At 70.6% G+C, this 14,232-nt stretch carries 16 protein-coding genes; 10 read left to right on the forward strand and 6 right to left on the reverse strand.

Annotation, left to right across the window (positions count from 1 at the left end):
* Positions 1 to 2: 2 nt before the first annotated feature.
* The 4 genes from ACTWQR_RS12950 (at position 3) to ACTWQR_RS12965 (ending at position 3,131) form a co-directional block, all read left to right on the forward strand.
* Entirely contained in the window at positions 3 to 866 is an 864-nt protein-coding gene (locus ACTWQR_RS12950; protein WP_443227154.1) for a YhjD/YihY/BrkB family envelope integrity protein, read from the forward strand.
* A gap of 157 nt (positions 867 to 1,023) precedes the next feature.
* Positions 1,024 to 1,500 carry an SHOCT domain-containing protein gene (locus ACTWQR_RS12955; RefSeq protein WP_443227155.1) on the forward strand — a complete coding sequence of 159 codons (477 nt, stop codon included), beginning with the start codon at positions 1,024 to 1,026 and terminating at the stop codon, positions 1,498 to 1,500.
* 30 nt (positions 1,501 to 1,530) lie between these two features.
* Positions 1,531 to 1,998 (forward strand): DUF7144 family membrane protein, encoded by a 468-nt coding sequence (locus ACTWQR_RS12960; protein ID WP_443227156.1) that lies wholly within the window; start codon positions 1,531 to 1,533, stop codon positions 1,996 to 1,998.
* 347 nt (positions 1,999 to 2,345) lie between these two features.
* Positions 2,346 to 3,131, forward strand: a complete 786-nt coding sequence (locus ACTWQR_RS12965) for a sulfite exporter TauE/SafE family protein (RefSeq protein ID WP_443227157.1) — start codon at positions 2,346 to 2,348, stop codon at positions 3,129 to 3,131.
* Between the two features lie 13 nt (positions 3,132 to 3,144).
* Here ACTWQR_RS12965 and ACTWQR_RS12970 read toward each other — a convergent pair whose 3' ends face one another.
* Together ACTWQR_RS12970 and ACTWQR_RS12975 are read right to left on the reverse strand one after the other, a co-directional pair.
* Entirely contained in the window at positions 3,145 to 3,792 is a 648-nt protein-coding gene (locus ACTWQR_RS12970) for a class F sortase (protein WP_443227158.1), read from the reverse strand.
* Between the two features lie 132 nt (positions 3,793 to 3,924).
* Positions 3,925 to 4,479 carry a hypothetical protein gene (locus ACTWQR_RS12975; RefSeq protein ID WP_443227159.1) on the reverse strand — a complete coding sequence of 185 codons (555 nt, stop codon included), beginning with the start codon at positions 4,477 to 4,479 and terminating at the stop codon, positions 3,925 to 3,927.
* Positions 4,480 to 4,805: 326 nt separating this feature from the next.
* On the opposite strand from ACTWQR_RS12975, the gene ACTWQR_RS12980 reads away from it, so the two are divergent.
* Positions 4,806 to 5,429 carry an NADPH-dependent FMN reductase gene (locus tag ACTWQR_RS12980; protein ID WP_443227160.1) on the forward strand — a complete coding sequence of 208 codons (624 nt, stop codon included), beginning with the start codon at positions 4,806 to 4,808 and terminating at the stop codon, positions 5,427 to 5,429.
* A gap of 10 nt (positions 5,430 to 5,439) precedes the next feature.
* On the forward strand, positions 5,440 to 5,646 hold the full coding sequence (locus ACTWQR_RS12985) for an SDR family oxidoreductase (protein ID WP_443227161.1): 207 nt from the start codon (positions 5,440 to 5,442) through the stop codon (positions 5,644 to 5,646).
* 72 nt (positions 5,647 to 5,718) lie between these two features.
* On the opposite strand, the gene ACTWQR_RS12990 is transcribed toward ACTWQR_RS12985, so the two are convergent.
* Positions 5,719 to 6,489: a DeoR/GlpR family DNA-binding transcription regulator gene (locus tag ACTWQR_RS12990; protein ID WP_443227162.1), complete on the reverse strand. Its 771-nt coding sequence runs from the start codon at positions 6,487 to 6,489 to the stop codon at positions 5,719 to 5,721.
* Positions 6,490 to 6,649: 160 nt separating this feature from the next.
* Here ACTWQR_RS12990 and ACTWQR_RS12995 point away from each other — a divergent pair, with 160 nt between their 5' ends.
* Positions 6,650 to 7,102, forward strand: coding sequence for a hydrolase (locus ACTWQR_RS12995; protein ID WP_443227163.1), 453 nt, complete (start codon positions 6,650 to 6,652; stop codon positions 7,100 to 7,102).
* A gap of 346 nt (positions 7,103 to 7,448) precedes the next feature.
* Positions 7,449 to 7,901: a peptidoglycan-binding domain-containing protein gene (locus ACTWQR_RS13000; RefSeq protein ID WP_443227164.1), complete on the forward strand. Its 453-nt coding sequence runs from the start codon at positions 7,449 to 7,451 to the stop codon at positions 7,899 to 7,901.
* A 155-nt stretch (positions 7,902 to 8,056) separates the two neighbouring features.
* On the opposite strand, the gene ACTWQR_RS13005 is transcribed toward ACTWQR_RS13000, so the two are convergent.
* Positions 8,057 to 8,959, reverse strand: a complete 903-nt coding sequence (locus ACTWQR_RS13005) for an aminoglycoside phosphotransferase family protein (protein ID WP_443227165.1) — start codon at positions 8,957 to 8,959, stop codon at positions 8,057 to 8,059.
* A 239-nt stretch (positions 8,960 to 9,198) separates the two neighbouring features.
* A complete protein-coding gene (locus ACTWQR_RS13010; protein WP_443227166.1) occupies positions 9,199 to 10,851 on the reverse strand; it encodes a M4 family metallopeptidase in 1,653 nt (550 codons plus the stop codon).
* A gap of 186 nt (positions 10,852 to 11,037) precedes the next feature.
* Here ACTWQR_RS13010 and cutA point away from each other — a divergent pair, with 186 nt between their 5' ends.
* Positions 11,038 to 11,364: a divalent-cation tolerance protein CutA gene (cutA, locus tag ACTWQR_RS13015; protein ID WP_443227167.1), complete on the forward strand. Its 327-nt coding sequence runs from the start codon at positions 11,038 to 11,040 to the stop codon at positions 11,362 to 11,364.
* Between the two features lie 88 nt (positions 11,365 to 11,452).
* Positions 11,453 to 11,863: a gamma-glutamylcyclotransferase family protein gene (locus ACTWQR_RS13020; protein ID WP_443227168.1), complete on the forward strand. Its 411-nt coding sequence runs from the start codon at positions 11,453 to 11,455 to the stop codon at positions 11,861 to 11,863.
* 63 nt (positions 11,864 to 11,926) lie between these two features.
* On the opposite strand, the gene ACTWQR_RS13025 is transcribed toward ACTWQR_RS13020, so the two are convergent.
* A complete protein-coding gene (locus ACTWQR_RS13025; protein ID WP_443227188.1) occupies positions 11,927 to 14,164 on the reverse strand; it encodes a glycoside hydrolase family 36 protein in 2,238 nt (745 codons plus the stop codon).
* Positions 14,165 to 14,232: the final 68 nt, after the last annotated feature.

Consider the following 14,232-nt stretch of genomic DNA (forward strand, 5'->3'; position numbering starts at 1 on the left):
CCATGGCAAGGAAACCCGGCCCGGCCCCGGCGTCCCGCAGGCGCACGGCCGTGGAGCGGGTCCTGGCGAGCCTGCGGTCCGGTCCGGTGGCCCGGCTGCTTCCCCGCCTGTCCGCGCTCAACGTCGTGGAGGGCTCCGTGAGGCTGGCCGCGCAGGCCTTCATCACCGCGCTGCCGCTGCTGATGACCGTCGCGGCGTTCGCCCCCCGAGGGGTGCAGGACCTGCTGACCGACTCCCTCCGTGCGGTTCTGGGGGTGCGCGGCGACACGCTCGACGAGGTACGCCGCGCCTTCACCGCCACCGGCACACCACGGGACGCCGCCGGAGCCGTGGGCGTGGCGGTGACTCTCGTGTCCGCCACGGCCTTCAGCCGGGCGCTTCAGGCGGTATGCGAGCGGTGCTGGCACCTGCCCCGGACACCGGTGCGGGCCGCGGTCTGGCGCTGGCTGCTCTGGCTGCTGGTCTGGCTGGGCGTCCTCCTGGTCCAGGCACCGCTGCGCAGCGGGTTCGGCGTCGGCGCGGTGATCGGATGGGTGCTGTCCGTGCTGTCGGCGACTCTGCTGTGGTGGTGGTCCCAGCACCTCCTGCTGGGCGGCAGGATCGGCTGGCGGGACCTGCTGCCGGGAGCGCTGCTCGCGGGCACGGGCACGGTCGTGCTGAGCCGGGCCGCGGGCCTGTTCATGCCCACGGTCATGGAGCGCAGCCTGCAGGAGTTCGGCCCGCTGGGGCCCGTCTTCACGTTCCTCTCCTGGTTGATCGCCGTGTTCCTGGTGGCCGTCTCGGGCCTCGCCCTCGGCCAGTACGTCGCCTCCTCCGACTGGTACCGGACAGCCGCCGTCCCCCGTCGTACGCGGGCAGAACCCTGATGTGCCGCAGGAGCGCGTCCATCGAGTGCCGGGCCGCCCGCAGGCTCACCCGCGTCGGGTGAGGCCACCCGGCCCCGGCCGTGCCCACGCTGAGGACAACACGCAACGGCGGCCGGGCGAGCGGCAGCCGGGCGAGCGCCCGGGACGGAGAAGAGACATGAGCGCGCAGACCTACCTGGCCTACGACTACCCCATGCTGAGCATCTTCTGGAGCATGCTCCTGTTCTTCCTGTGGATCATGTGGTTCATCCTGCTCTTCCGCATCATCGGCGACATCTTCCGCGATGACGTGCTGAGCGGGTGGGCGAAAACCGGCTGGCTGGTGTTCACCATCCTGCTGCCCTTCCTGGGCGTCTTCGTCTATGTGATCGCCCGCGGCAAGAACATGGGCCGCCGGGAAATAGCGCAGGCCCGAGCACAGCAGGAAGCCTTCGACGCCCACATCAGGGAGGCCGCGGGCAGCGGGGGCCGACCCAGCAGCATCGACGAACTCGCCAAGCTGTCCGACATCCGCGCCCGCGGCGACATCACGGACGAGGAGTTCCGCAGGGCCAAGGAACTGGTCCTGACCGGCCACGGTCCGGCGGAGCACGCCGGCTCCGCCGCCCGCACTCCCGGTACTCCCGGTCGCTGAGCATCCGCACACCACGAATGGAGGCACAAGATGACCGCAACACACACCCGGCCGGCACACACGGCGAGGCAGGAATGGGCAACCGGCCTGACGACCTTCGGGGCCGTGATTCTCTTCCTCGTCGGCCTGCTCGACATCTTCCGGGGCATCATGGCCATCGCCGAGGACGACATCTTCGTCACGACGCGCAATTACGTGTTCGAGTGGGACCTGACCGGCTGGGGCTGGATCCACCTCGTTCTGGGCGCGCTCGCCGTGATCATCAGCATCGGACTGCTCAAGGTCTCGGTGTGGGCGCGTGTCGCCGGCGTGGCCATCGCCGGACTCGTCATCATCGCCAACTTCCTCTCCCTGCCGTACTACCCGGTCTGGTCGGTCGTGATGATCGCGCTCTCGGGCTTCATCATCTGGGCCCTGTGCGTGGTCCAGCGCGACAACCTCTTCGACATGTCCGGGGAGCGCCCACCGTCCGAGGAGCGCCCACCGCACAGGGCGTGAGGCAGAGAGACGCACAGGGCGTGAGGCAGAAAGAGAAGGGCCGACCGGTGGGACGACACGGCCGGAACACGAGGGGGTCGGGGGAGGCAGGGGCCGCAGCCCTACGCGAGGACAGTGCCGGACGGGCTCGCCTCGCCATGTGATCGATCGCGAGGGTGATCATTGAGGCGGCGCAGGCGTGTTCGGTGAGCTCGGCGACGAGGATGGCTCCGGCGACGGCCGTGCCGAGTGAGGGAGCGTGCCGAGTGAGGGAGTGGGTGTCGCACACGCGGACCGAAGCTCAGATCTCGCTCAACCTTCCAGGGATCAATGGACGGCACATCTACCCCGTCCATAGGGTCGCGATCATGCCCGACATATCGCTGACCATGGTCGTCGTCCTCTGCCTCGCCGCCCTCGCCGCGGGCTGGATCGACGCGGTCGTGGGCGGCGGCGGGCTCCTGCTGCTTCCGGTGCTGCTGCTCGGGCTGCCGAACTCGGGATCGGCGGCCCAGTACGCGCTCGGCACCAACAAGGCCGTGGCGATCGTCGGGACGTCGGGTGCGGCGGTGACGTACGCGCGCAAGGCGCCGGTGGACGTCGGCACGGCCGTACGGATCGGGCTCGCGGCGCTCGCCGGCTCCACGGGCGGGGCGTTCGTTGCCGCCGGGATGAGCACCGAGGTGCTGAAACCGGTGGTCATGGTCGTGCTGCTCGGCGTCGGTACCTTCGTGATCATGAGGCCCGCCTTCGGTACGGCGCCGTCGACCGAGCCCGTCTCGCCGCGCCGCGTCCTCGCCGCGATCGGCCTCGCGGGCCTCGGTATCGGCTTCTACGACGGGCTCATCGGCCCCGGCACGGGTACGTTCCTCGTGCTCGCCCTCACCGCGCTCCTCCACCTCGACCTGGTGACCGCCTCCGCCACCGCGAAGATCGTGAACTGCTGCACCAACGCGGGCGCGCTCGCGACATTCGCCTGGAAGGGCACGGTGTTCTGGCAGCTGGCCGCGCTGATGGCCGTCTTCAACCTCGTCGGCGGGACGGTCGGGGCGCACACCGCGCTGAAGAAGGGCAGCGGGTTCGTCCGGGGCGTGCTGCTGACGGTGGTCTTCGCGCTGGTGGCGAATCTGGCGTATCAGCAGTGGCTGGCCTGATCCCCTGTCGGCGTCAGGAGCTCCCTGTCAGGTGGGCGAAGACGACCACGTTCCCTTTGTACCCCGTGGCCTTCGAGTAGCCGCCCCCGCACGTGATCACGCGCAGCTCCGGCCGCCGCGAGGCCCCGTACACCTTCTCGTCCGGGAAGCCTCGGGTGTCATACACCTCGACGGCGTCGACCGTGAAGTGCGCGACCGTGCCGTCGCGCCGCTCGACCTCGATCGTGCCGCCCTTCCTCAGAGCGCCGAGGCGGTAGAAGACGGCGGCGCCCTCCGCGTTGTCGACATGGCCGGCGACGACCGCGGTGCCCGTCTCGCCGGGCGCGGTGCCGGCCTCGTACCAGCCGGCGAGGTTCCTCCGCGCGGCCGGCGGCACGTCGAGGCTGCCCTGTGCGGTGAGGCCGAGGCCCATGAGGGGGGCGTCCACCCGGATCGAGGGGATGCGGACGCGGTCGGGCGGGGAGGGCGGCAGCGCGGCGACCGCGGGCCGGTCCAGGTGGCTGCCCGCGCGGGCCTGGGCGGCCGACGGCTGGGGCGGGGCGTGCGTCTCGGCGCCGCTGCGCAGCAGCCAGGCGCCGCCGAAGAGGGCGACGATGGTGACGGCGGCTATCGCGAGGTTCGCGATGTTGCCGACCCGGCGGAACCGGCGGGACCGGCGCACGTGGGCCACCTCTCTGGCTCTTCTGGCATTTCTGACTCCTTGGTCCCGCGTCCCCCTCCGGGCCGCGAGGGGCGTCGGACCCGGAGGGGGAGGGGATGGCGGTACCGGCGAACGGACAGCGGAGGGCGTCCGTCAGATCCCGTCGCCTCTCGCCCGGCGATGCAGGAGCCAGGTACCGCCCGCGGCGGCGACGGCCAGGGCCGCCACTCCCGCCGCGGTCTGCACGGGGTCGGGGCCGAGTGCGCCGCCGACCCCCGTCTTCACGCTTCCTCTCGGGTGGAGTCGCTGCCCGCTCTCCTGGGTATCCCGGGACGAGGTCAGTGTGACCACCAGGTCGCCCGTCATCCGCGTACCGCCCGAGCAGCGCGCGACGATCTCGTACGTGCCCGGCTGCGCGGAGGCCGGCACCCGGAAGTGCCCGACCGCGTCGCCCTCGTGCGCGCTGGGCATCAGCGTGAAGTCGCCCGCGCCCACGGCACCGGCGTCGCCCGACACGGTGTCGTGCGCACCGCACGCCGCCGTGTTCACCGTGACCTCGGTGCCGGGCGCGACGGTGGCCGGGTACACCTCGAGGGACCCCGGGTCCAGGGATCCCGCCGTCGGGCCCGCGCTGTACGCGGGCGCGGCGGTGAGGCCCGCGGCGGCGACGGCGAGCGCGGTACCGGTCAGCAGACGGGCTGTGCGCATCGTGCTTGCTCCTCCGAGAGGACACGGCCCGCGGCACCCCCATGTGCCACTGCGTCGGTCGCGCCCTTGCCCTTCCGAGGTAAGTGGCAGTCGAGGGCGTACGCCTCCTGATGGCACGTCAGAAATGATGTGAACGGGGGTCAGACAGGCGTTCCCGGTGGCGTGCCGAGTCGTGTTTCGGCAGGTCACCGCCGTGTCTTCGATGCGCCGAGAAAAAGAACCCGAAGGGTGTGGGCGGCGCGTGTGAACGGGTGACCGGCTCGGTGGCCGGTCCGCCGGGGAGACGACTTGACCTCAAGTTTGGTCGAGGTACGAGGCTGGGCCCCATGACCTCTGCCACAGATGTTCCAGTCCCCCTCCCCACGCGCCTGCCCGCGCCCCTCAGGATCGCCGTCATCGTCGGCAGCAACCGCGAGGGCCGCTTCGGTCCCGTCGTCGCCGACTGGCTGCTGGGCCGGGTCCGCGATCGCGACGACCTGGCGGTGGACGTCGTGGACATCGCCGACGTGCGCCTGCCGACGGCCCTGTCCTACTCGCCCTCCGAGGAGGTGAGTGCCGAGCTCGCGACGGTCACCCCGAAGCTGGCGGACGCCGAGGCGTTCGTCGTCCTCACCCCCGAGTACAACCACTCCTTCCCGGCCTCCCTGAAGAACCTCATCGACTGGCACTACAACGAGTGGCGCGCCAAGCCCGTCGCCCTCGTCTCCTACGGTGGCCTCTCGGGCGGCCTGCGCGCCGCCGAACACCTCCGCCAGGTCTTCGCCGAACTCCACGCCGTCACCGTCCGCGACACCGTCTCCTTCCACAACGCGGGCGCCTCCTTCGACGACGAGGGCCGCCACAAGGACCCGTCGGCTCCGGACGCGGCCGCCAAGACGATGCTGGATCAGTTGGTGTGGTGGGGGTTGGCGCTGCGGGAGGCCAAGGCGGTGCGGCCGTACGGGAGCTAGGCCCGGTGATGTGAACCTCGCCGGTGGTGCCCCCGGCCTGATCATGACCCGCGAGATCGAGGAGGGCGCACCGCCGGCCATGCTCGCCCGGAATCACAGCACCCGCCACGGCCATGCCGGAGATGTCGCCGGCATGGCCGCCTACCTCCTCTCCGACGAAGGAGCGTGGATCAACGGACAGGTCATCAAGATTGACGGCGGAACCGTCCTGCGCTGACCTGCCCGCCTCTGTGACAGGGGCGGGTCGGAGTCCGGATCACCTACCGGCAACTCAAGTCACTTGCTGGTGCTAGCCGTTGACCGTGACGGCAGTCGCGTGAACCACCCTCACGCCTGCCTCATGCAGCGCCACGCAGGTCGCGTCCAGCGGAGACGCGTCGGTCACGACCACGTCCAGGTCCTCGGGGCCGCAGATCTTCACCATGCCCGTTCCGGGGAACTTGCCGTGATCGGCGAGGAGCGCCACCTTGTCGCTACCGGCGATCATGGCGCGCCTGGCAGGTACTTCGGCGACGGTCGTGTCCATCACCTGGCCCCCGGGCCGGACGCCACAGGCGCCCATGAAGAACCAGTCGGCCTGTACGTGGCGGAGGTTGTCCTCGGTCATGAAGCCGTCCAGTGAGCGCGACTCGCGTATGACCATGCCACCGAGCAGCATCAGGGCAATGGCCTCGTCTTCGACGAGTTCCTCATACACCGCGAGGCTGTTGGTGATCACGGTCAGCCGACGCCCGTGCAGCTGCCGCGCCAGCCGGCTCACGGTCGTGCCGCTGTCGAGGATGACCGACTGGCCGTCCTCGATCATCGTGGCGGCCTCGGCGGCTATCGCGTCCTTCTCGGACATCCGAACGTCGGCGGCCTCGACGAAGGGCGCTGGGTTCCCCTCGATGACCGCGCCCCCATGGACACGGGTGAGTAGCCCGTCCCCCTCCAGTCTGAGGAGGTCACGACGGACGGTCGCCTCACTCACATCCAGCTGCCCCGAGAGGTCGGCCACGGTGGCCGAGCCTCCGGAACGCAAGGCCTGCAAGATGAGTTGGTGTCGTCTTTCAGCCAGCACGCAACGAAACAGTACACGTCACCGATGGACACAACCTGCCTACTTTTGGCCGTAGTTGACGACCTCACGCCATGTTCAGGACGCCGGTTGCAAGGGCCTTTTGGAAGGTTGCCCAGGCGATCGGGACGACGTGGAGGGACGGGCCCTGGACGATGGGCTCATGGATCTCGTGCTCAACCAGCTACCGGTCGTACTCCGGACCGTTCCGTATGTCGGCGGCCGCTTTCCGGGGTCACCGGCTGTGGCTCGTCGAGTCGGCCTGGCGGCGGGCGCGAACTGCCAGCTGTTCGCCTACGAGGTGCTCCGCCACTTCGGCTTGGCCGCGCCTGCTCTGCGGTCGAGCGACCTGTGGACGGATACGCGGGCCACGCTCCGCGTCTCGTCGGCCCAGCCCCTTGACCTGCTGCTGTTCAACGCCACCGACGATGCGTACGGCGCTCACGTCGGGGTCTGGGCGGGCGAGGAAAGGGTGCTGCACCTGTGTGCGGAGGTAGGACGTCCGGCGGTCTGGGAAATGACCGAGTTCGCGGCGCGGGAGCGCTACCGGGTCTTGGTCGGCATCAAGCGTGTGATCGCCCGTCAGCAGCCCAGCACTTTGGGCAACCACGTGTAGCGGGCAGGTCCGGGGGCGACTGTCACGGCCGCGAACGAGAGGCGGTCCCGTCCGCTGTCGTCCGCGTGTTCCGGTCTGTGCGGCGGCCGTTCCTTGTGGGGCGAACGACCGGCACACCCAGCGAGCGGGCCGGGCTACTGTGCCCGTCGTACGGGGCCGACACCGGCCGTGACGGGGCGCGCATGACCTCACTTTCACTTTTCCGCTCATGACCCGGCAGCCGACACCGGCAGGAGCATCCCGCATCAAACCAGTGAGCCTGAGTTCACGCTGCTTCAGTCGCACCCGCAGTCCCGTCCTGCGCGAACTCGGGCGATTCGCCCGACAATTGGAAGGTGGAGCAGAGTTGATCAGAATCCGAAGCGGGCGCGCCAAGTCGGCTACGGCCACGGGGGCCCTTCTGGCCGGCCTCCTCGGTGGCGTTATCGTCGGCGCTCCGTCCGCGACCGCGGCCACGGCTGACTCCCCTTGCAGTTACGGGGCCACCATTTACAACAGAGTCACAAACCCCACCTCTTACAAGTACGTCCCATACGTCACCGGCGATCAGAGCTATTGCTGGCTGGACCGGGGGATGAGCAACACGGCAGTCCGTGCCCTTCAGAAGAACCTGAATTCCTGCTACGGATACGGCCTGGCAACGGATGGGGTCTTCGGAGCCCTCACCGAGTCGGCGCTCATCTCCGTTCAGAAGAGGGTGGGTGTCAGGGCGGACGGCGATTACGGCCCCAATACGCGGGATGCCATGGTGTGGGCTAACTACAGCGTGGAAACCGGGGCGCGGATCAGCTGTAACTGACGAACGCCGCTCGGAATTGGACGCCGCCCCGTTGTTCGCGGCGGCGGCGTTCACTGACTACAACGGGGAATACAACGGCGCGATCGATGGAATCGCCGAATCGGGTACCAAGGCCGCGTTCGCGCGGTTCGCCGACCGCGGAGATGCCAGGCCCCCTACTCGCCCAGCACCTCCGCCACCGCCCGATGCCCCACAGCCGCCAGCACGGGATTCGTGACCCGGTAGTAGTGCTCCGCCACCAGCCCGAAGCACAGAGCCCAGCCCCGCCCCCGCGCCCAGGTCGCGTCGTCGACGTCGGCCGCCTCGCGGAACAGGCCGCGGGTCTCGGCCGTGAACACGGCCCAGGCGGCGAGCACGTCGGCGGCCGGGTCGCCGACGCCGAGGCCGCCGAAGTCGATGACCGCGCTGAGCCGGCCGCCCTGGGCCAGCAGGTTGCCCGGCAGGAGATCGCCGTGGAGCCAGACGGGATCGCCGTCCCACTGGGGGAGCCGCAGCGCCTCCTCCCAGGCCGCGGTCGCGGCGTCCGCGTCCAACGTGCCGTCCGCGCCGAGGTCACGGATCGCGGCACGGACGTCGTCCTCGCCGTCGTCGGTGAGGGGCCCGCCACGCCAGGACGGCGGCCCGCCGGTGGCGTCCACCTTCCGCAGCGCCGCCACGAAACGACCCAACTCCACGGCGGCATAAGCGAGTTCGGTGCCATCGGTGAGGGGCGCGTCGTAGACGTTGTCGCCGTCCAGCCAGCGGAACACCCCCCACGGCAGCCCGTACCCCTGACCGGGCGCCCCCTTGGCGAGGGACACCGGCACGGCCAGCGGGAGATGCGGGGCGAGCCGCGGCAGCCAGTGCTGCTCCTTGTCGGCCTGCCGGGCCCCGCCGGGCAACCGCGGCAGCCGTACGACCATGTCGTCGCCCAGCCGGTACATGGCGTTGTCGGTCCCGGCGGACACGACCTCCTTCACGGGCAGCCCGGCCCACTCGGGGAACTGCTCCGCGACCAGCCGACCGACGAGCGCCGCGTCGATGTCGAACTCGTCGGCGTGCATCTTCGCGCCGGTCATGGCCCTCCGTAGGCAGTCGAAGTACCGAAGTACCGAAGTACCGAAGTACCGGAAGTACCCGAAGTACCGGAAGTACTCGAAGTGGTCGAGGTAGTCGGACGGCCGAGCGTATCCGCGTCGGCTTCTTCGGCTCCACGGCTTTTCGACCACCGGTCCGGACCACGTACGGCCGCCCCGGACCGGTGACCGAGGCGGCCGTACAGAGGTGTCCTACCAGGCCAACCTCCGCAGCGCGCGGGTCAGTTCACGGACACCGCCGACCAAGCCGCCCCCACCGCGTCGTACTCCGCACTCCCCGCCCCGTACAGATCCCGCGCCGCGTTGAGCGTCGCCGTCCGCGCCCCCGCGTACTTCGTCGACGACGTCATGTAGACCGTCAGCGCCCGGTACCAGATGGCCCCCAGCTTGTCCTTGCCGATGCCCTCGACCGTCGCGCCGTCGCAGGTCGTGCCGTTGTGGGCGGTGCCGCCGATGGTCTTCGGGCCGCTGCCCTCCGCGAGGAGGTACGCGAAGTGGTTGGCGACGCCCGAGGAGTAGTGGACGTCGAGGTTGCCGACCGAGGAGGTCCAGCAGTCCACGGAGTTGCCGTCCTTGGAGGGCTGGTCCATGTAGCGCAGGGCCGGCTTGCCGAAGCCGGACCGGACGACCTTCTCGCCGATCAGGTAGTCGCCCGGGTCGGCTGGGTTGTCGGCGTAGAACTCCACCAGCGTGCCGAAGATGTCGGATGTCGCCTCGTTCAGGCCGCCGGGCTCGCCCGAGTACGTCAGGGCCGCCGTCTTCGATGTCACGCCGTGCGACATCTCGTGGCCGGCCACGTCCAGCGACACCAGCGGGCCGAACGTCGTACCGTCACCGTCCCCGTACGTCATGCAGAAGCAGTTGTCGTCCCAGAAGGCGTTGTTGTAGCCGTTGCCGTAGTGGACGCGGTTGTACGAGCCCTTGCCGTCCCCCGCGATACCGCTGCGCCCGTGGACTTTCTTGTAGTAGTCCCAGGTGGTGCTGGTGCCGTACTGCGCGTCCACCGCCGCCGAGGCGCGGTCCGAAGTCGCCCCGCTGCCCCATTTGTTGTCGGTGTCCGTGAAGACGGTCGAGGGGGCACGGATGACGCAGATGACGAGGAGGCAGGTGTCCGTCTTGTTCTGGGCGTCGCCCGTGTACGTGTTCCCGCGTGTGGGGTCGGTGAGTTGGTACGCCGAGCCGGACGTCGTCGTCGGCGTCGTCTCCAGCGGGACCGTACCGCTGTAGAGGGACTGACCGTCTCCGGTCGCTGTCTCGATGCTGTCCCAGGCGTCGATCTGTTTGCCGGTCGCGGCGTCGGTGAGGACGACCCGGGCGACCGGGTTGCCGAGCGAGTCCTGGCCCCCGGCCTCGGTGCGCCAGGCCAGCCTGGGCGCACCGTGCAGGGCGTCGACGACGAGCTGCGGCTTGGCGGTCACCTTGCGGAGCGTCTCACCGAGGTTCGCGGCGCGCAGCGCGATGGCGGCCAGGTCGGCGGCCTTGGGGGCGGGGATCGATGGCTGGACGCTCGGGAGGGCGAGGGGGCGGGTGGTGGCCCGGGTCTCGCCGCGGTAGTCGCCGGCTTCGGTCAGGTGGAGGACGAAGTCACCGCCCAACACCGGGAGTTGACGGTACGTCCGGTCGTAGCGGACATGCTGCGTGCCGTCCGCGTCGACGATCACGTCGCGGGCCTTCGTGCCCTGCGCGGAGGTGAGGCCCAGCCGAGCGGCCTGGTCGGCGAGGACCGCCGCCGCGTTGCCGAGGACGGTGTCCAGGGTCGGCCTGTCGGCCGCTCCCGCACTCGGGGTCAGCGCGCCCGCGAGCAAGGTGGTGGCCGCCGCGGATATGCCGACGGTGGCGAGGCGTGAACCTCGCATGTGCCATGTCCGACGCATCGAACTCCTCAGGAAAACGCGCGCGAACGCGTGGTGGTGGGGGGAGTGGGGGAGTGGAAAGTAGGGGGCGCGGGGGATGTCCGCACAGTTCTAGGCGGCCGGGACCTGTCATGTCCATAGCGGATGGCTGCCGGACGTGTGAGGAGTGAGAATCGTTTCTGCAAAGACCTGGAAAGGAGATCGATCATGACCGTGACCGACTGGCTGACCGTCCTGACCACGACCGACGCCCCGGAGAAGGCGGAGGCGCTCGCCCGGGGCGCGGTGGAGGCGCGCGTCGCCGCCTGCGCGCAGATCGCGGGGCCGGTCTCGTCCGTCTACCGCTGGAAGGGGGAGATCGAGACCACGCGGGAGTGGCAGGTGCTGTTCAAGACGACGGAGCTGCGGTACGGGGAGCTGGAGACGTATCTGCGCGGGGCGCACGACTACGACGTCCCGGAGATCATCGCGACGCCGGTGGTGCGGGGGAGCGCGGAGTACCTGGAGTGGATGGAGCGTGAGACGGCCGGGTGAGGGCGAGGGCTTGGGCGAGCGCGAGCGCTTGGCGGCGCGGCCCTTCTTTCCGGTGGAGGTCCGGGTGAGTGGCAGGGTGAGTGGCCGGGTGAATCGACTTCCCTTCTTCGTGTACGGGACCCTGCGTCCCGGCGAGCACAACCACGACCTCTTCCTGCTCGGCAGTACGGTCTCGGAGGTGCCGGGGCGGCTCACGGGGGCGGTGCTGTACGACGGGCCCGGGTATCCGTACGCCGTCGAGGAGCCCGGAGGCGTGGTGTGCGGGGAACTGGTCACCGCCGACCCCGAGCGGTACGAGCGGCTCCTCGGCACCCTCGACCGGTTGGAGGACTACGCGCCGGGCGACCCCGCCAACGTGTACGAGCGCGTGGCCAGGGACGTGACCCGCGAGGACGGCACGACGGTGTTGGCCTGGGTGTACGTGGCCGCACGCGTCGTCGCGGCGGGTTTGCGGGCGCGGGGCAAGCTCATCGAAGGGGGCGACTGGCGGGTCCGCTGAGGGCCCGGCGCTGAGGGATCGGCGCGACTGGCGGGCGCGATGAAGGTATGAAGGTGCGGCGACTCACTCCCCGACGGTCAGCCTCAGCAGCAGCACCGCCGGGGCCCCGCCCGGAGCGACCCGTACCCCCGCCTTCGCCCCGTCCCACTCCGCCGTCCCGCCACTCGGAGCCGACGGGTGCAGGACCTCGATCCGTACCTCCTCCTGCCCGGCCAAGTGCCGTACTGGCAGCACCCGTTCGGAGCTGTCGGAATCGCCGGAGCCCTCGGAGCCGTCCCCCCTCAGCCACACCGACAGATACGTCACCCCCGCGCCCCCCGGCGCCCGCAGCCCCAGCGCGATCCACTCGTCAGACCAGCCCGGCAGCCCGAGCGGCCAGAACGGCACCGCGGTCCGCAGATCGCCGCGGATCGCCTTGTACACCGCCACCCCGTCCCTCACGAGAGACAGCTGACTGTCGGTCATCTTGTCGAGGTGGCCGGAGAGATGGACCCGCCCGAGCAGCGCGGAGCCCAGCGTGAAGCTGATCTCGGCGTCGGTGAAGGACGGTTGCGGGTAGGCCCAGACGGCGCCCTGCTCGGGTGGTACGGCGGTCGGTGCCGAGGCCGCGATGGGCGGGTAGCGCAAGGGGTCCTGCTGGTCGGAGGTGGACTGGAGCTGGGCGACGGCCAGGGACGCGCCGTCCATGCGCATTCCGCCCGACGCGCAGTTCTCGACCACCAGCGAGTGGTGGCGGTCCAGGACGGAAGTCAGCCAGGACAGCCAGGCCCGCGAGTGGTCGAGGAGCCCCGGCGCCGAGGTGGTGATGTTGTAGTCGAGCTTGAGATAGCCCACACCCCACTCGCCGACGATCCGGTCGACCGTCCTGTCGAGGTGGGCGCGGGCCGCCGGATGGGTCAGGTCCAGCTGGTGACGGCCCTGCTCGGTGACCCGGATGCCGCCCTCGTGGCACAGGAAGGCCTCGGCGGGCAGCTCGCGCGCCACGGGGCTGCGGACACCGACCACCTCCGGCTCCAGCCACAGCCCCGGCACCATCCCGCGTTCGCGGATCCGGTCGAGCACCACGCGGATGCCACCGCCGGGGAAACGCCGCTCGGACGGCAACCACGCGCCGACACTGTCCCACCAGCTCCCGGTTTCCCGCTCTCCCTCTGCCGCCCCGTCCCCGCTGCCCTCCCTGCCCCTGTCCCCGTCCTCGTCCGCGCCCTCGTCGTCGTACCAGCCGGCGTCGACGCAGAAGTACTCCGCGCCCGCCTCCGCCGCCGCGTCGATCAGCGGCAGCAGTTTCTCGGTGGTCGGATCGCCCATCAAGGTGTTCATGTAGTCGTTGAAGACGACGGGCAGCCGCTGGTGGTCGGGGTGCGGGCGGCGGACGAGACGGCGGTACGACGTCAGCGCGGCCAGCGCCCCGTCGAAGTGCTCCCCCAGGGCCAGCACCGCCCACTCGCTGACGAACTCCTCGCCAGGACCCAGGACTTGGCGCCATTGGTGCTCGTCCGCGCACGGGCCGCCCAGCGCCAGATACGTATGCCGGTCCGCCTCGCCCGCCTCCCACCGCCAGCTCGCCGCGGACTCGATCTGCCAGAGCCAGGCGCGCTCGTCCGTCCGGTGGGTGAACGCGCCCATCGCCAGGTGCCCGTCGGTGGGCCAGCTTCCGCGCCCGGCGAGCCGCATCTCGGCCCCGCTGTCGTGCTCGTGCACCTCGCGGCCGATGTCGGGGACGGTGGCGCGCAACGGCTCGGCGTACCAACGGCATTCGGCGAGCCAGTCGTTGCGCGCGCGGAGCACGTCCAGTTCGTCGGGGGAGGGCAGCCCGCCGAGCACCAGGCTGCCGACCGAGCGCACGGTGACCGGCGCGGCGCCGTCGTTGCGCAGCCGGACCCGGGAGCGGAGCACGGGCACGCCGTCGGGTGAGGCGTACTCGGCCGAGACGGTCAACCCGCTCGCGGGGTCGCTGAGTTCGACGGTCAGCCGGTGCCAGCCGTCGCCGCACGTCGCGTGATGCGCGCGGTACTTCAGGCGCTGCGCGAGCGCCGTGCCCCCGAAGCGGGGCCCCGACCAGCCGATGCCGTCGCCGAGCAGGGTCAGTTCGACGAGCGGCAGTGCGGCGTCCGCGGCCCGCTTGGGATCGGGCTCGGGGTCGCAGGGTCTCGCCACGCGCAGCAGCCGGGGCGTGTCTCCGCCGGGGCCGGAGCCGGAGCCGGGGCCGAGGCCGGGGCCCCGGCCGAGGTCGAAGTCGAGGGCGAGCCCGGAGTGGCCCCAGCGGTAGCCATAGTCCTGGTAGCCGTGGTCCTGGTTCATGAAGTCCCTCCGGTCGATCCGTGCGGTCCGGTCGATCCGTGCGGTCCGGCCGATCCGTGCGGTCCGGT

The organism is Streptomyces sp. 2A115, from assembly GCF_052245575.1.
Lineage (GTDB): Bacteria > Actinomycetota > Actinomycetes > Streptomycetales > Streptomycetaceae > Streptomyces.